The organism is Pseudaquabacterium terrae, assembly GCF_013266755.1.
GTDB lineage: Bacteria > Pseudomonadota > Gammaproteobacteria > Burkholderiales > Burkholderiaceae_C > Pseudaquabacterium > Pseudaquabacterium terrae.
The window spans coordinates 402950-420921 of record NZ_JABRWJ010000005.1 but is presented as its reverse complement, the minus strand read 5'-3'; the positions used below and the strand labels follow the sequence as shown (position 1 = coordinate 420921).

The following is a 17972-nucleotide window of genomic DNA, read 5'->3' as shown; positions in this document are numbered from 1 at the left end:
TCAGCGGCCGGTCGACCAGGCGCTGATGTCGGCCGCGTCGCCGCTGCCGCCGGGCTGGCCGTCCTTGCCCAGCGACAGCAGCTCGTAGTCGCGGCCCGCGTCGCCCGGCTGGCGGTAGACGTAAGGCCACCCCCAGGGGTCGGCCGGCAAGGCTTTCGACAGGTAGGGGCCGGCCCACTTCGGCTCGTTGGCCGGCCGCTCGACCAGCGCGCGCAGCGATTGCGCGTTGTTCGGGAAGTGCCCGGTGTCGAGCCGGTAGGCGGCGAGCGCCTTGTCGAAGGCATCCAGCTGCGCGCGCGCCGCCTTGATCTCGGACTTGCCGACCTGGTCGAAGTAGCGCGGCGCGACGTAGCTGGCGAGCAGGCCGATGATCAGCATCACGACGAGCAGTTCGAGGAGGGTGAAGCCGCGCGTGGGGGTTCGCGGCTCCGCGCGCCGCCCGGGGACCGGGACACCAGGGGGATGCATCGCTGCTGCTCCTAGCTCTCGTAGTCGCCCCACTTCCAGTGCAGCTTGCCCTTGAACTTGCCGCAACCGGTGGGGCATGCGTTGGCGGGTGTCTGCCAATCCCGCGGGCCGGCCTTGTTGTTCTGCAGATAGCCGCGTTCGGTGGCCCAGCCGGTGCCGCGCGAGGGCAGGCTCTGGTGGAACAGCATCTTCCACGAGGTCACGATGTCCACGGTCTTCCACTGCGACATGCCGCACAGCCGGCCGATGACGCCCCAGAGATAGTAGTTGGCTTCGTGGCCCTTCAGGCAGACGCCGAACAGCTCGACGGTGCAGCTGCAGGCCGCGCCGCTCGGGCAGCCCGCCACACCCAGCCCGATGCAGTTGTGCAGCTCCTTGATGTCCCAGCGGTTGAGCTTGAAGTCCGAGCAATACATCATCTTGCTGAACCAGCCCATCGTGTCGAATGCCTGCTCGACATCCTGCGCCAGGTCAACCAAGGCGTCGCTGATGTCCGGTCCGCACTTGCAGGGCACCATGCCGGACGGGTCGGTGTAGTCGAGCGGCCGGCTGCGGACGTATTCGTACAGGTTCAGCCCGGCGCGGTAGCCGGCCGGATCGCGCTGCAGGAAGCGGCCGGCCGCCGGGTCGAGCTGGCGGGCGCGGAAGTGGTAGAGGCCACTCTCCTCGTCGAGCTGGCGCCCGGTGAAGAGCCACGGGTTGCCGATCGCGCTGTGCGGCGTGCCCCAGGAGTTCTGCGCCAGCGGCGTGCCGCCGGCGTCGAGCACCTGTACACGCCCATAGGCATCGTAGGCATAGCGCTCGACGACGTTGCCGCCGGCATCGGTGACGGCCTCCACCGACCCGATCGAATTCTGGTGATGGAAGTGCGTCGTGCCGCCACGCTCGGAGCTCAGCACCTCGTCGACCTGTTGGCCATACACGTGGGTTGCCAGCGTGCTTGGCGCCGGCGAACGTTCCTCGACGATGCGTGCACCGTCGTGGAAGTACAGCGTCTCGCTGGGGTTCGACACGACGCCCGCGTCGACGACCTTGCGGATGCGCCGTCCCAGCGCATCGTAGTCATAGCGGCCGACGATCCGCTGGTCCGATTTGCGGATCGTCCGCACGAGCCGGTTCTCCTCGTCGTAGTGATGGCGGTACAGCGCGTTCTCGCTCGTATTGCCGTTCGGGTCCGAGGACACGGGCATGCCGCCGACGGTCGTGATCTCGTTGGTGGCGCCGTGGGTCCGGGCCTCGGCGATGCCGTCGCGCGTGACCACTTGCCAGTTGCCGAGCAGATCGAGGCTGTACTGCGTGCGATGAATGGGCGCCGGCACGAGGCCGCCGAGCAGTGCCCCGATCTGCTGGTCGATCAGCCGGTACAGCTTGTCGTGCTGGTAGGCCTCGGATCGCTGCGCCGAGTTGCCGGCATCGGCGAGCTTGTGGGTGAAGCGCTTGCTGCCTTCGTGGTTGAACGCATGCTCGAAGCCGATGATGCGGGACAGGTCGGCCTTGACGTGGTTGGCGCCGGTGTTCCAGTTGTTCGCGTTGAAGCTGTAGCGCGCGGCGGTCTGGTTGCCGTACATCCGCGAGACGGTGCGGTTGCCCAGGTCGTGGCTGTAGCTGGCGACGGCGAGCGGCGAGCCCGAGTCGGCGATCGAGTCGAGCCGCCCGCGCAGATCGGTCGTCTCGGTGATCGTGCGGCCGCCGGGATAGGTCAGCTTTCGCGATCGCGCCGGCGTGTCGTAGCTGTAGCTCAGCGCGGCGCCGTTCTGCAGTGTCTGCAGCACGCGGTCGGCCCCGTCGTAGGTGAAGGTGACGGTCCAGCCGGCGCGTTCGGCAGCCATGATGCGCCCGGAGAGGTCCGGGCTCAGGTGGTCGGTGCCCGTCGGATAGTGACGCCGGGTCAGGAAGTGCAGGTCGTTGTACGCATAGGTCGTGAGCTGCCCCGATTGATCGAGGCGGCTGACCAGGTTGCCCACCCGGTCATAGGTCAGTCGGCGGCTCCTCGAGTCGGCGTAGGTCTCCTTCACCGGCCGGTTGATCCGGTCGTATTCGTAGAGGGTGGCGTGCGCCTTGGCATCGGTGATGCGGGTCAGGTTGCCGACGGCGTCGTAGCGATAACTGGTCATCCGCTGCTCGGGTGTGCCGGCGGCCTCCGTCATCGTGATGCGGCGATCGATGTCGTCGTACGTGTAGGTGGTGGGGATGCCTTCGCGGTCGATGACCGAGATCAGGTTGCCTTGCGGGTCGTACTCGTAGCGCGTGAGCTTTCCGAGTGCGTCGGTGACGGTCGTCAATCGGTAGATGGCATCGAACTGATTGGTGGTGGCGTTGCCGTTGCCGTCCTGCTTCGTCAGCCGGTGGCCTTCGGCGTCGTAGGTGAAGGTGGCGACCAGACCGATCGAGTCTTCGACGAGCGAGCGCCGGTCGAGTGCGTCGTAGCCATAGGTCATGACGTTCAGGTTCGGTGCCGTCATCGTCTTCAGGTTGCCGACCGGGTCGTAGGTCCGCCGCGTTGTCTCGGCGGTCAGCGCGTCGATGCGGACGGCAATCTCGATCGGCCGCTCCACTGCGTCACGGACGATCGTCGTCGTGTTGCCGTTCGGCTCGATCAGGCCGATGCGGTTGCCCTGCGCGTCGTAGCTGTGGCGGGTGACGGCGTCGTCGCTGTCGATGCTGTCGGCGACGTCGGTCTGCTTGCGGACTTGTGTCGTCAGCCGGTCGAGCGCGTCGTATTTGAAGTAGGTGACCTTGCCCTCCGCGTCGGTCTGCCGTGTGAGCAGGTCGGAGCCCTTGGTCGGGCAGCCGATCGCCAGGCAGAACACGTCACCGTCGTAGCCGTATTGCGTGACGTTGGCTTCGGCATCGGTCCTGCGGACCGGCCGGTTCAACGCGTCGTACTGGTAACTCGTGACGAAGCCGCGCTGATTCTTCTCGGTGAGCTTGTTGCCGACGGGGTCGTAGGTGGTGCTGGTGCTGTGCCCGAGCGCGTCAATGATCCTGCTGAGCCGGTTGCGAGTGTCGTAGGCATAGGTCGTCGAGCGACCATTGCGGTTGGTCGAGGTCAGGAGGTTGTCGTTGCGATCCCAGGTGTGTTTGAGGGTGTGACCGAGCGCATCGGTGGTCTTGATCAGGCGGCCGCGCAGGTCGTACTCGTAGCGCGTGCCATTGCCGTTGCGGTCGGTGACTTGCGTGCGGTGGCCCTCGCGGTCGTAGGCGGTGAGCGTGGTCTTGGCCGCAGGGTCGATGGCGGCGACGAGGCGGTCGAGCGCGTCGTAGGTGAAGCTGCTGGCGTGGCCGTTCGCGTCGGTCCGGCTGAGCAGATTGCCGACGACGTCATAGTTCATCGTCGTGACGTTCCCCAGCGCATCGGTGACCTGGCTGCGGTTGCCGTTGGCGTCGTAGAGGTAGCTCGTCGCGTGGCCGTTCTTGTTGGTTTCGGTCAGCACGTTGCCGCGGCTGTCGTAGCTCCAGCTGCGGGTGGCACCGGCGGCGTCGGTCTCCTTGATGCGGTTGCCGCGACTGTCGTACTCGTAGCTGGTGATGCGGTTGTTGGCATCGGTACGGCTGGTCATCTGGTTGAAGACCGGCTCGTAGGTGTAGGTGGTGATGTGGCCGAGCGGGTTGGTCACGCGGATCAGGTTGCCGCGGCTGTCGTACTGGTAGCTGGTGGCATTGCCGTTGGCATCGGTGCGCGTGGCCGGCATCAGCGTGGCGGGGTCGTAGCTGGTGCTGCTGAAGGTGCCGTCCGGGGCGGTGGCCTTGAGGATGTGGCCGTTGGCGTCGTAGTCGTACTTCCACAGCTGGCCGCGGCCGTCGGTCTTGGTGGTGGTGGCGGGGATGTAGCGGCGCAGCATCTGCTGCGCGAGCACGGTGGCGTCGACGGCCCAGTTGCCGGGGTTGGACAGCGTGAAGTGCGCACCGCCCGCGCCGTCGGTGATGCCCACCGGCCGGCCGTTGGCGTAGCGGTAGGTCGTGACGCGGCCGTCGCGGTCGGTCTTGCGGGTGAGCTGGAACAGCGTGTTGTAGGTGAAGTGGGTCGCGTGGCCGAGCGGATCGACGACCTGCTGCAGCTGCGCGCCGCTCGAGTCGTAGATGAACGTGGTCACGCGGCCGAGTGGGTCGGTGATGCTTTGCAGCTTGCCCTGCGCGTTGTAGGTGAACAGCAGCGTGCGGTTGTACGGGTCGGTGAGCTGCGTCAGCAGCGAGCCGGTGTAGCTGAAGCTCGTGACGTTGCCGTTGCGGTCGGTGATGCTCTGCAGCAGCGCCACCGGCGTGCCGGGCATGAAGCTCGATGCGGCGAGCGGACCGAAGCGGTAGACGGTGCCGTCCTTGCGCGACAGCACGAAGCCGCCGGGCTGCTGCACGAGGGTCTCGAAGTGGCCGGGTGAAGCGGTGAAGCTGCCGCCGGGGCCGAGCGCGAACTTGGTGATGCGGCCGTCGGCATCGACGCGGAACAGGTGGCCGCGCACGCCGTAGAGGAAGACATTGAAGGTGTGCGTCCAGCCGATGCCCAGCACGGTGCCGAAGCGTGCGCGCGAGGTGTCGGCGTTGTAGCTGTCGTACTGCAGCGCGAAGCGCGGCACCGAGCCGCTGCCGCCGCGCAGCGCCGGGCCGGGCACGCTCTGCGACAGGTTGCCTTCGCTGCGGCTCAGCGTGCTGCCACCGCAGAGGCAGCCTTCGCTGGTGGTGCATTCACTCGGGCCGGGCTCGCTCGGGCAGGTGGGGCATTCGCAGCGTGGCGGCGGGTCGTCGCCATACGGCTCGGCGGCCGCGGGCAGCGGCAGCAGCAGCGCCCACGCCAGTGCGAATGCCGCGAACCCCACCGCTGCGAAGCCGCTGCTGTGCTTGCCGTCCATCGTCGTTCTCCTCGATCCGCGGTGCCGGCGAGCGCGGCGCGCTCGCCGGCTCCCGATGTCACGGCGTGGTGCCGTAGTGCCCCGTCTCGAAGCAGGCTCCGAGGGCGCAGCCGACCCGCAGGCCCCACTTGTGCCGGGTTTCCGGGATCGGGATGCCGATGCCGCGCAGCGGCCGCGGCACGCCCGGTGCGATCTCGTTCATGCCTGGCGGCACGTTGCGCGCACCCCAGGCGAGCATGCCCCAGTCGTCATGCACCGCGCCCAGCGTGAAGCCGAGGTAGGACGTGATGTCGCGCCGCTCGCGGCACGTGCACTGGCAATCGTTGAACGAGCTGTAGGCGTTCGCATGCGTGTCGTTGCCGAAGTAGGTGCGGTGCAGCGGCGGGAAACCGAACGGCAGCCGCACCACCGGCGGCGGCGCACCGGCCGGCACCGGCCCGGTTCCGCGCGTGCTGAACCATTCCCAGAATGCGAAGCTGTCGCCATCGCGCGCGAAGCGGCGGTCGCAGGAGCGGCAGCTCCAGTCGGCGTCGACATGCTGGATCCAGAGGTTCCACTGCAGCTCGGTGCCGACGATCGGCAGCACGACGCGGCCGGAGACCAGCGGGCCGATCGGCGTGTAGGTGAACAGCTCGAAGCGCCAGCTCCAGGCGTAGTCCGCGCACAGCCGGCGCGGCGGCACGCACGGCGCGCTCAGGTCGGTGAAGCCGGCGTTCTGCACGTACATGAACAGGCCATAGCGGTCGGTGTAGTTCGGCGGGCTGCTGCCGACGTACTGGTACAGGTTGATCTCGTCGTACAGCGGATCGCGCTGCAGGAAGCGACCCTTGAGCGGATCGTGGGTGCGGGCGCGGTAGTGGTACAGGCCCGACTCCTCGTCGAACTGCCGGCCGGTGAACAACCACGGGTTGCCGATCGTGCTGTGCGGCGTGCCCCAGGGATTTGCTGCGATGGCGTTGCCGTTGCCGTCGTAGACCGCCGGCAGGCCGTAGGCGTCGTAGGCATAACGCTCGATCACAGCGGCCGCGGCGTCGGTCACCGCGGCGACCGAGCCCAGGCTGTTCTGGTGGTAATAGTGCGTCTGGCCAGCGCGCTCCATCGTCAGCACTTCGTCGAGCTGCCTGCCGTAGACCCAGGTCCCGCGCGTCGCGCCGGCGGCGTCCTGTTCCTCGAGCAGGCGCGCCTCGTCGTAGAAGTAGCGCACTTCGAGCAGGCTCGACGGCGTGGCCGCATCGCTGAGCTGCTTGATGCGGCGGCCCAGCGCGTCGTACTCGTAGCGGCCGATGACGCGCTGGTCCGACTTGCGGCTGACGCGCACGAGGCGGTTTTCCTCGTCGTGGTCGTAGCGGTACAGCGCGTCCTCGTTGGTATTGCCGTTGAGGTCCGACATCACCGGCACAGCGCCGATCTGCGTGATCTCGTTCGTCACGCTGTGCGTCCGGCTCTCTGCAACGGCATCCCGGGTCTTGACGTTCCAGTTGCCGACCGCATCGAGTGCGTACTGCGTCTGCGTCAGCGGCACCGGCACGCTGCTGCCGATCAGCGTGCCGACCTGGTAGTCGATCAGCCGGTACAGGCTGTCGTACTTGTAGGCCTCGGACCGCGTCTGCGAGCTCGCCGGGTCGGGCAGCTTGTTCTCGAAGTGCTTGTGCCCCTCGTTCTCGTAGGCGTGGCCGAAGCCGGCAATCCGCAGCAAACCGGCGTTGACGTGGTTCAGCGAAAGGATCCAGTTGTTCGCGTTGTAGTCGTAGCGCGCCGCGGTCTGGTTGCGGTAGATGCGCGAAATCACGCGATCGCCCGGATCGTGGCTGTAGCGCGCGATCGGCTGCGGTGCCAGCGCGTCGTCGATGCGCTCGAGGCGGCCGCGCAGGTCGCCGGTCTCGGTGACGATGCGGCCACCGGGATAGGTGATGCGGCGCGTGCGGCCGGGGATGTCGTGGCTGTAGGCGATGGTCTTGCCGTTCTGAACCGTCTGCGTGATGCGGTTGGCACCGTCGTAGGCGAAGCTGACGAGCCAGCCGCCGCGCTCGGCGCTCAAGACGCGGCCGCCGAGGTCATAACTCATGATGTCATCGGCACTGACCGGATAGTCACGCCGTGTCGGGTAGTGCAGGTCGCTGTACAGGTAGTTCGTGACCTGGCCCTTCTGGTCGGTGCGGGTCTTGAGGTTGCCGACGCGGTCGTAGGCAAAGCGCCGGATCCGGCTGTCGGCATAGGTCTCGCGGACCATCCGGTTGACCTTGTCGTAGGCGTAGTCGGTCGCCCGCCCGTTGGCGTCGATGACGCGGCTCAGGTTGCCGACCGCGTCGTAGCGGTAGCCGGTGCTGCGCTGCACCGGTGTGCCGATGGCCTCGGTCATGCCGGTGCGCCGGTTGATCTCGTCGTAGCCGAAGCCGGTGACGATGCCGGCGCGGTCGGTCACCTGCACGAGGTTGCCGACCGGGTCGTAGGCGTAGTGCGTCGGGTGGCCGAGCGCATCGGTGACCTTGATGATGCGGTTCAGTGCGTCGTACGCGTTGACGGAGCCGTTGCCGTTGCCGTCGAGCTGGCTCAGGCGGTTGCCGACGTTGTCGTAGATCGCGGTGCCGACCAGGCCGACCGAGTCGTCGACGCGGATGCGGCGGTCCAGCACGTCGTAGGTGTAGGTCGTGACGTTCAGGTTCGGTGCCGTCATCGTCCTGATGTTGCCGACCGGGTCGTAGCTGGTCAGCGTGATGTCCTCGGTCAGCGGGTCGACGCGCACCGCCATCCGGACCTGGCGGTCCAGCACGTCGTAGCTGTAGCTGGTGGAGTTGCCGTTCGGATCGACCAGCGTCAACCGGTTGCCCTGCGCGTCGTAGGTGCTGCGGGTGACGGCGTCGTCGGCGTCGATCACGTCGACCGAGTCGGTCTGCTTGCGGATCTGCGTCGTCAGGCGGTCGAGCGCGTCGTACTTGAAGTAGGTGACCTTGCCTTCGGCGTCGGTCTGCTTCGTGACCTTGGACGAGCCCTTGGTCGGGCAGCCGATCGCCAGGCAGACCACGTCGCCGTCGTAGGCGATCTGCGTGACGTTGGCCTCGGCATCGGTCCGACGCACCAGCCGGTTCAGCGCGTCGTATTGGTAGCTGCTGACGTGGCCGCGGGCATCCTTGTCGGTGAGCTTGTTGCCCACCGGGTCGTAGGTCATCGTCGTGACGTTGTGCACCGGCAGCAGCGCGTCGGTGCTGCGGATGCGGCGGTTCTGAACGTCGTAGGCGTAGATCGTCGTGCGGCCGTTCTGGTCGGTGCGCGAGACCAGGTTGTCGTTGCGGTCCCAGGTCTGCGTGACGGTGTGGCCGAGCGCGTCGGTGGTCTTGATCAACCGTCCGCGCTGGTCGTATTGGTACTGCGTGGGGTTGCCGTTGCGGTCGGTGACCTGCGTGCGGTGGCCTTCGTGGTCGTAGGCGGCGAGCGAGGTCTTGCCGGCAGGATCGGTGGTGGTGACCAGGCGGTCGAGCGCGTCGTAGGCGTAGCTGGTGGTGTGGCCGTTGGCGTCGGTGCGCGTGAGCAGATTGCCGACGGCGTCATAGCTCATCGTCGTGAGGTTGCCGAGCGCGTCGGTGATCTGGTTGCGGTTGCCGTTGCTGTCGTAGAGGTAGTGGGTCGTGTGGCCGTTCTTGTTGGTCTCGCTCGTCACGTTGCCGCGGCTGTCGTAGCTCCAGGTTCGGGTGGCACCGGCGGCGTCGGTCTCCTTGATGCGGTTGCCGCGGCTGTCGTACTCGTAGCTGGTGATGCGGTTGTTGGCATCGGTGCGGCTGGTCATCTGGTTGAAGACCGGCTCGTAGGTGTAGGTGGTGACGTGGCCGAGCGGGTTGGTCACGCGGGTCAGGTTGCCGCGGCTGTCGTACTGGTAGCTGGTCGTATTGCCGTTGGCATCGGTGCGCGTGGCCGGCATCAGCGTGGCGGGGTCGTAGCTGGTGCTGCTGAAGGTGCCGTCCGGGGCGGTGGCCTTGAGGATGTGGCCGTTGGCGTCGTAGTCGTACTTCCAGAGCTGGCCGCGGCCGTCGGTCTTGGTGGTGGTCGCGGGGATGTAGCGGCGCAGCATCTGCTGCGCGAGCACGGTGGCGTCGACGGCCCAGTTGCCGGGGTTGGACAGCGTGAAGTGCGCACCGCCCGTGCCGTCGGTGATGCCCACCGGCCGGCCATTGGCGTAGCGGTAGGTCGTGACGCGGCCGTCGCGGTCGGTCTTGCGGGTGAGCTGGAACAGCGTGTTGTAGGTGAAGCGCGTGGCGTGGCCGAGCGGATCGACGACCTGCTGCAGCTGCGCGCCGCTCGAGTCGTAGATGAACGTGGTCACGCGGCCGAGCGGGTCGGTGATGCTCTGCACCTTGCCCTGCGCGTTGTAGGTGAACAGCAGCGTGCGGTTGTACGGGTCGGTGAGCTGCGTCAGCAGCGAGCCGCTGTAGCTGAAGCCGGTGACGTTGCCGTTGCGGTCGGTGATGCTCTGCAGCAGCGCCACCGGCGTGCCGGGCATGAAGCTCGATGCGGCGAGCGGACCGAAGCGGTAGACGGTGCCGTCCTTGCGCGACAGCACGAAGCCGCCGGGCTGCTGCACGAGGGTCTCGAAGTGGCCGGGTGAAGCGCTGAAGCTGCCGCCGGGGCCGAGCGCGAACTTGGTGATGCGGCCATCGGCATCGACGCGGAACAGGTGGCCGCGCACGCTGTAGAGGAAGACATTGAAGGTGTGCGTCCAGCCGATGCCCAGCACGGTGCCGAAGCGTGCGCGCGAGGTGTCGGCGTTGTAGCTGTCGTACTGCAGCGCGAAGCGCGGCACCGAGCCGCTGCCGCCGCGCAGCGCCGGGCCGGGCACGCCCTGCGACAGGTTGCCCTCGCTGCGGCTCATCGAACTGCCGCCGCAGAGGCAGCCTTCGCTGCTGCTGCAGTCGCTGGTGCCGGATTCAGTCTGGCAGGCGCCGCAGTCGCAGCGCGGCGGCGGGTCGTCCCCATACGGCTCGGCGCCGACCGGCATCGCCAGCAGCGACGACACGAGGATCAGGAACGACAGGACGAGGGTCGGCAACGAGCGCCGCGGCGTGGTTTGCATGGCCGCCTCCTCGCCGCGCGCAGCTCGGGGCCGCGGCGGCGGATGAAACGTCGGTTCGGAGGGAGTTGCAGGTCAGGCGTGCGCGTGGCGCACGCCGGCGCGCGAACGGCGCGCTTGCAGCCTTGCCAGCGTGCTGCCGACCGCTGCGGCGAGCACCAGCGCCGCCGTACCCGGCTCGGGTGTCTCCCCCTCCCCGAGCTCACCATCGGCCAGCGCGAACAGCTGGTACTCGGTGTCGAAGTTCAGGCTCACGGTGGCGCTGAGCGTCGTCGACGTCGTGACGTCGAAGCTCGCGTTGGCACCGGCCGTGATCGGGTTGTGCAGGAACAGCACCGAAGCGCCGTCGAGCTCGAGGGTGGCGATCAGTGAGTTGATGTCGACATGGCCGAAGGCGCCGGTCGAGCCGGCCTGGTGCCCGTCGACCTGCATCGAGAACTTGACGTCGACGCTGCCGGTGCCGCCGGTGATCATGAAGCGGGTGAACAGTGCGCCCAGCGCCGTGGTGTCGGCCGCGGAGCCGGGGATCAGGTCGATGTTGCCGGACGCGCTGGCGAGCAGGTCGGCGGCCGAGGCGTGGCCGCTGGCGTCGGCGAAGCCGATGCTGCTGCTGGCGTTCGCCAGCAGCGGACCGGGATGGAAACTGCCGTCCACCTCGCCCAGGCTGTTGTGCGCGACCGCGCTGGCATTGGCGGTCCAGGGATCGATCACCAGCGTGCCGGCGCCCGGCGTGATCATCAGCTGCGAGATCGACACGCTGACCATCGACGCCAGCGCCGCCTGCATCGACAACCCGAGCAGCGCGGCGATCACGCCGACGCCCCGGCACAGGAATCTCGACAGTGCGTTCATCTCGACCCTCCGCTCAAGCACTACAGCCGCTGTCAGCGAATCATCGAGCCGCGTCTGCTGGCGCCGCCCGCCCAACCTCTTGTTTCGAACCTAACAACAATAGACGTTGACCGATCAAAAGCAACCGGCTTGGGCCGCAGAGCGTGCAGTTTTTCCCGTTCGGACGGCGGCCAATGGGAGGCCTCTTGCCGACCCGCCCCTTGAATGAGTGGGGTCCGCGCCGTCGTTCAGAGGGCGTGCCGCCGCGCAGTGAGAGCAGCCCGCTGCGCGGCGCGCCGGGCTCGAAATAAAGCCTCGTCAGCCGGCGCGCAAGCGCCGATACAGCAGCCCGCGCGAGACGCCGAGGCGGCGCGCCGCGCGCGAGACGTTGCCATCGCACGCCGCGAGCGTCTGATCGACCAGCTGTCGGCTGAGTTGAGCCAGGGTGCCGGGCGGTTCGGACGCCGGCGCCGTCGCTTCGGCGGCGGGCGCCGCTGCCGATGCAGCCGGGGTGACGACGCCGGTGTCGTCGTCGTCGTTGTCGCCGAGCGGGCGGAATTCGGCCTGCAGCCACACCGTCAATCCGTTCGGCAGCAGCTGCGGATGCGGCTCCCGCTTGTGCGTCATCTCCAGCAGATGCTCGACGCTGCAGCCGAGCAGGGCCTCGACGCGGAACGGGCGCGCGTCGGCGCCATCGACGCCGATCAGCCCGGCCGCCGCCGGATTGAGCCAGCCGATGCGGCCCGCTTCGTCGACCGCCGCCAGGCCGGCGCCCGGCGCCTGCAGCGCATGCGGCGCGCTGTGCAGCCGCAGCAGCACCTGCTGCCGCGTTTGCGCGATGCGCAGCCGGTCCTCGATCGTGCCGGCATAGGTCTGCACCAGCCAGCGCGCATCGAAGCCGAAGGGCTGCCCTTCGATGGACAAGTCGAGCACCGCGACAACGGCCCCGTGCCGGTTGCGGATCGGTGCTGCCGCGCAATGGACGTGGCCAAGCAGATCGTGGAAATGCTCGCCGCCGCGCACCGTGCAACTGCCGCCGGCGTACGCCGCCAGCGACGGCGCGGTGGTCCCGATCAGGCTCTCACGCAGGTCGACACCGACGCGGCAGGCCGCGTGCATCACCGGGCCGTCCGCGCGCGGCGCCGGAGTCACGCGCAGCAGCACGCCGTCGCGGTCGGCCAGCAACACCTTGCAACCGCTGCGCGCCACCGCGGCCTGCAGCTCGTCGAAGGGCTGCCGGGCCGCTTTCAGCAGCGCGTGGTCGCGCGCGGCGAGGTAGCTGATGCGGCTGCGGCTGACCGGTTCGAAGCTCGGCGAGCGCTCGGGCCGCAGGCCCTTCTGCACGCAGCGTTGCCAGGACCGCCAGACCGCCTCGGCCACTTGTCCCGCCGGGTTCATGCCCTCGGCGAAAAAACGCTGCCGCGCCAACGCGAGCTGCTGCGGCTCGCTCGGCGTCGCGGGATGCCAGGGCAGGGTGCGGAGGGTGGCGGTGCCGTTGTGCATGTGCCGGGACAGAACAGTTTCGCTACGGGGTTCCCCGAGATTGGACGGAAGGCCCTGCAGCGCCGAAGCTTCGCATTGCGGGCGCGTGCCCCGCGACCCCCTGAGCCCGAGGAGACACCGTGAAGCTTGATCTGCAATCCGATGGCCGGGCCCGATGGTACGGCGCCGCGGCGCTCGGCGCCATGCTGGCGGCCGCGATCGCCGCCGCCGCCCATGCCCAGCCCGCCAAGGGCAGCGCCGGGCACATCCGCGCGGTGACCCAGGCCATCGACGGGCCGACGATCCGCAACAACGCGAAGAGTGGTGCCGACTGGCCGAGCCACGGCCTCGACTACGCCGAGACGCGCTTCTCGCGGCTGGCGCAGGTGAATGCCGACAACGTCAAGCAGCTCGGCCTGGTCTGGTCGTACAACCTGGAATCGACGCGGGGCGTCGAGGCGACGCCGCTGGTGGTCGACGGCATCATGTACGCCACCGCCTCGTGGAGCATCGTGCACGCGATCGATGCGCGCACCGGCCAGCGCCTGTGGACCTTCGATCCGCTGGTCGACCGCACGCAAGGTTTCAAGGGCTGCTGCGACGTCGTCAACCGCGGCGTCGCGCTGTACCAGGGCAAGGTCTTCGTCGCCGCCTACGACGGCCGGCTGATCGCGCTCGATGCGGCGACCGGCCAGAAGGTCTGGGAGCAGGACACGCTGATCGACCGCAGCCGGCCGTACACGATCACCGGCGCGCCGCGCGTCTTCAAGGGCAAGGTGATCATCGGCAACGGTGGCGCCGAGTACGGCGTGCGCGGCTACATCACGGCCTACGACGCGAGCACCGGCAAGCAGGCGTGGCGCTGGTTCACCGTGCCCGGCGACCCGGGCAAGCCGTTCGAGAACGAGGCGATGGCCAAGGCCGCGAAGACCTGGGACCCGGCGGGCAAGTACTGGGAAGCCGGCGGCGGCGGCACCGCGTGGGACACGATGGCCTTCGATCCCGAGCTGAACCTGATGTACATCGGCACCGGCAACGGCAGCCCGTGGGCGCGTGCCAAGCGCAGCCCGGCCGGCGGCGACAACCTGTACCTCGCGTCGATCGTCGCGCTGAATCCCGACACGGGCAAATACGTCTGGCACTACCAGGAGACCCCGGGCGACAACTGGGACTTCACGTCGACTCAGCCGATGATCCTGGCCGACCTGAAGATCGACGGCAAGCCGCGCCAGGTGATCCTGCATGCGCCGAAGAACGGCTTCTTCTTCGTGATCGACCGCAAGAGCGGCCGGTTCATCTCGGCCAAGCCCTTCGCCGAGGTCAACTGGGCCAGCGGCTACGACGCCAAGGGGCGGCCGATCGAGACCGAGATCGCCCGCGTCGCCGACCGCCCGCGCGAGATCATTCCGAGCGCTTTCGGCGCGCACAACTGGCACTCGATGTCCTTCAACCCGAAGACCGGGCTCGTGTACCTGCCGGTGCAGGGCATTCCGGTCAACCTGATGGACAACAAGGACTGGAAGCACAACGCGGTGCGCCCCGGCGAGCCGCACAGCGGCGTGGGGTGGAACCTCGCGATGTTCGCGAATGTCGAGCCGCCGAAGAGCACGCCCTACGGCCGCCTCGTCGCGTGGGACCCGGTGCAGCAGAAGGAGGCGTGGCGCCACGAGCATGTCTCGCCGTGGAACGGCGGCACGCTGACGACCGCCGGCGACCTGGTGTTCCAGGGCACCGCCGACGGCCGCTTCGTCGCCTACCACGCGGCGACCGGCGCGAAGCTGTGGGAGACGCCCACCGGCACCGGCGTGGTCGCCGCACCCGTGACCTACCTCGTCGACGGCAAGCAGTACGTCTCGATCGCGGTCGGCTGGGGCGGCGTCTACGGCCTGGCCGCGCGCGCCACCGAGCGCCAGGGCCCGGGCACCGTCTACACCTTCGCGGTCGGCGGCACCGCCAAGGCGCCGGACTTCGTGCAGTACAAGCTCGGCGCGCTGCTGCAGGGCGTGAAGTACAACCCCGAGCACTACAAGGAGGGCACGGCGCTGTTCGTCAGCAACTGCGTGTTCTGCCACGGCGTGCCGGGCGTCGACCGCGGCGGCAATATTCCGAACCTCGGCTACTCGGCACCCGAGGTGATCTCGAACCTCGACAAGTTCATCTTCAAGGGCCCGCTCACGAACAACGGCATGCCGGACTTCACCGGCAAGCTCGCGGCCGAGGACGTCGACAAGCTGAAGGCCTTCATCCAGGGCACCGCCGACGCGGTGCGGCCGAAGTAGGAATGTTTGGCGCCCCTAACGCCTAAAAGGTATGCCGCCAGCGCACTGAAGCCAACACGCTGCGCGGCGCGCCGGGCTCGTAGAAGCGGCCGTTCGCGTCGTTGACGATGACGCTGCCGGCATGGCGGCGGTCGGCCGCGTTGTCGATGCGCGCCAGCAGCTCCAGCGTGTCGGCGGCGCCGACCGCGACGCGGTGGCTCCAGCGCAGGTTCACGAGCGCATAACCGCCGGCGAACTCGGTGTTGGCATCGTTGACCGGCGTGCGGCCGAGCGCGCGCCACTCGAGCGCGAACTCGCCGGGCAGCGCGGCAGGACGCCACGCCAGCTCGGTGTGGACGCCGCCGGCCGGCGCGCCGGCGATGCGGTTGCCCGCGGCGACCGGCAGCGTCGGCGCGGTGCACGGCACGCCGCTGCAGGTGAGGAAGCCGTCGCGGTAGCGCGCGCGCAGCGCATGCGCGGCGAGCTGCAGCTTCCACGTCGTGTCGATCTGCCAGCCGAGCGCCAGCTCGGCGCCATGGCGCCGCGTGCGGCCGGTGTTCTGGAAGCTCGAGCGGCCGCCGGCGTTCGTCAGCACGCCGATCTCGTCGCGCGTGTCGATTCCGAACACCACCGCATCGAGCTCCAGGCCACGGCCGCGCAGCTTGCTGCCGAGCTCGAGCTGCCGGCTCGACTGGCCCTTGAGCCGATCGTTGAAGCCGCCCGCGCTGTCGCTCCGGTAGGCCAGCTCGCCGAGCGTCGGCGACTCGTAGCCGCGCGCCGCGCCGGCATGCAGCACCCAGCCGGGCCGCACGGTCCAGCGCAGCCCGAGCACCGGGTTGGTGTAGCGGTACTCGAGCCGGCCGGAGTCGTTGCCGTTGCTGAGGTAGCGGTCGTCGGCGCGCAGCACGACGCGGCCGCTGCGCACGCCGGCGCTGAGCGCCCAAGCCTCGCCGAACGGCACGCTGGCCTGCGCGAAGCCCTCGCGCGTGTCAGCGCGGTTGCGCTCGTCGCGGCGCAACAGGCCGATGAAGCCGAGCGGCTGGCCCTTGCCGTCGCGCAAGAAGTTCTCGTAGCCGCGGCGGTCGTCGTCCTGCGATTCGGCATTGACGCCAACCACCGCATCGGCGCCGCCGATGCGCCCCGCGAGCCGCCCCTCGATGCCGCGGTAGTCGCGCTCGAAGTCGACGACGCCGCCGCCGTGGCGCGGCGGCGCCTGCGTTGCCGGCGCGATGGCCAGCCACTGCGTCACCGCGCGCCGGCCTTCGTAGACCATCAGCGTGCTCTCGCGCAGGCCCGCCTCGTCGGGCGCGCCGCCGCCGAAGCGGTGCCGCCACTGCAGCCCGGCCTGCGTCTGCGCGATCGTCTTGCGGGTGTCGAACTGCAAGGCCTGCGGTGTCGTCGAGCGCGCGTCTGCATCGAGCTGTGCGCGCGTCAGCCCCAGCGGGTCCTGCGCCCGCTGCCGATGGTCCGACGCCAGCAGCACCAGGCTGTCGCGCTCGCCCTTCCAGCCCAGGCGGACGTTGCCGAGCGTGCGGTGCGCGGCGCTCTGCGGGCGGAAGCCGTCGCTGTCGACGACGCCCGCGTTGGCGCGCACATCGAGCGCCTCGCCGAGCTTCGCGGCGATGCCCACACGCGCCTGCCGCAGCCCGAAGCTGCCGGCATCGAGCGCGGCCTCGGCCTCGTTGCGCCGCACCGGTGCGGTGAACAGCGCGATCACGCCCCCCGAGCTGTTGCCGTACAGCGCCGAGAACGGCCCGCGCAGCACCTCGATGCGCTCGGCGCCGGCGAGGTCGAGGTGCGCGACCTGGCCCTGGCCGTCGGGCATCGTGGCCGGGATGCCGTCGGCATAGATGCGCAGCCCCCGCACGCCGAAGGCCGCGCGCGCACCGAAGCCGCGCGCGCTGATCTGCAGATCCTGCGCGTAGTTGTTGCGGTTGTTGACGACCAGGCCCGGCACGCGCGCCATCACCTCGGACAGGTTGATCATCGGCCCGGCGTCGCGCAGCGTGTCGGCGTCGACGACGCTGATGGCATACGGCGCATCGATCGCCTGCTGCGCGCGCGGCGAGCCGGTGATCACGACGGTCTGCAGCGGCTGCTGCGCGGCGGCGGCAGCCGCGGCGAGCGCCAGCGGCGCGAGGACGAGGCGGCGGGGGCGGCGCATCGTCAACGCGTGCGCGGCGCCAGCGGCGTCTCCGGCACCGGGTAGCCGGCGGCGCCGAAGGTGGTCGCGATGGCCTTGTGCGTGTCGAAGTAGACCTGCCAGTAGTGATCGGTGTGGGTGTAGGGCCGTACGCACAGCAACGGTCCTTCGGGCGTGAAGCTCTGGATCTCGACGTCCGGCGCGGGGCTCGTCATCACGTTCGGAATCTGCGCGACCGCGGCCTTCAGCCGCCCGATCGCGTCGGCCGGTTCGACGCCGTTGGCGATCTTCGCGTTGCAGTCGACGCGCCGGTGCGGCAGCGCCGAGAAGTTCTGGATGCTCTCGGAGAAGACCTTGTTGTTGCCGACGATCGTCAGCACGTTGTCCGGCGTGACGATGGTCGTGCCGAACAGGCCGACCTCGTGCACCGTGCCGGTGACGCCGCCCGCCTGCACGAAGTCGCCGACCTTGAACGGCCGCAGCACCTGCATGAAGACGCCGGCCGCGAAGTGCGTCAAGAGCCCGCCCCAGGCGGTGCCGATCGCCAGGCCGGCGCCGGCCAGCAGCGCGGCGAACGACGTGGTGCGCACGCCGAAGATGTCCAGGATCGCGAGCACCAGGACAATGGTCAGCATGACGCTGATGATCGACGTCAGGTATTTCGCGAGCGTCGCATCGATGCGCTTGCCGCGCGCGACCGCGATGTTGAAGGCGCGCAGCACCAGCCCGATGATCCAGCGGCCGATGATCCAGGCCGCGAGCGCACCGAGGATCTTCAGCGCGAACTCGGCGCCCTCGGTGCTGAGAAAATTGACGACCGTTTCCACGTACATGAACACTCCTCCTGATTGGCGACCCGATTCGATCATTGCAGAGCCCTGCGATGG

The 17972-nt window shown here is 68.9% G+C and carries 8 protein-coding genes; 1 reads left to right on the top strand and 7 read right to left on the bottom strand.

All coding sequences use genetic code 11. The annotated features are described in order from the left end of the window. The 5 genes from gspG to HLB44_RS36780 all read right to left on the bottom strand — a co-directional run bounded on the left by gspG (position 1) and on the right by HLB44_RS36780 (position 12705). Positions 1-468 carry a type II secretion system major pseudopilin GspG gene (gspG, locus tag HLB44_RS17930; protein WP_173125002.1) on the bottom strand — a complete coding sequence of 156 codons (468 nt, stop codon included), beginning with the start codon at positions 466-468 and terminating at the stop codon, positions 1-3. Positions 469-479: 11 nt separating this feature from the next. Further along, positions 480-5312 (bottom strand): RHS repeat protein, encoded by a 4833-nt coding sequence (locus HLB44_RS17925; protein ID WP_173125000.1) that lies wholly within the window; start codon positions 5310-5312, stop codon positions 480-482. 58 nt (positions 5313-5370) lie between these two features. Further along, a complete protein-coding gene (locus HLB44_RS17920; protein ID WP_173124998.1) occupies positions 5371-10374 on the bottom strand; it encodes an RHS repeat protein in 5004 nt (1667 codons plus the stop codon). Between the two features lie 72 nt (positions 10375-10446). Next, positions 10447-11223: a hypothetical protein gene (locus HLB44_RS17915; protein ID WP_173124996.1), complete on the bottom strand. Its 777-nt coding sequence runs from the start codon at positions 11221-11223 to the stop codon at positions 10447-10449. A gap of 297 nt (positions 11224-11520) precedes the next feature. Beyond that, positions 11521-12705, bottom strand: a complete 1185-nt coding sequence (locus tag HLB44_RS36780; RefSeq protein WP_217283707.1) for a helix-turn-helix domain-containing protein — start codon at positions 12703-12705, stop codon at positions 11521-11523. Between the two features lie 182 nt (positions 12706-12887). Between HLB44_RS36780 and HLB44_RS17905 the strand changes: the two genes are divergently transcribed. Continuing rightward, entirely contained in the window at positions 12888-14963 is a 2076-nt protein-coding gene (locus HLB44_RS17905; protein WP_173125580.1) for a PQQ-dependent dehydrogenase, methanol/ethanol family, read from the top strand. 22 nt (positions 14964-14985) lie between these two features. Here HLB44_RS17905 and HLB44_RS17900 read toward each other — a convergent pair whose 3' ends face one another. Both HLB44_RS17900 and HLB44_RS17895 read right to left on the bottom strand, forming a co-directional pair. Then, the gene (locus HLB44_RS17900; protein ID WP_173124994.1) at positions 14986-17106 is read right to left on the bottom strand and encodes a TonB-dependent receptor family protein; all 2121 of its coding nucleotides are present in this window, start codon (positions 17104-17106) and stop codon (positions 14986-14988) included. A 2-nt stretch (positions 17107-17108) separates the two neighbouring features. Further along, positions 17109-17918 (bottom strand): mechanosensitive ion channel family protein, encoded by an 810-nt coding sequence (locus tag HLB44_RS17895; protein ID WP_173124992.1) that lies wholly within the window; start codon positions 17916-17918, stop codon positions 17109-17111. Between the last annotated feature and the right edge of the window lie 54 nt (positions 17919-17972).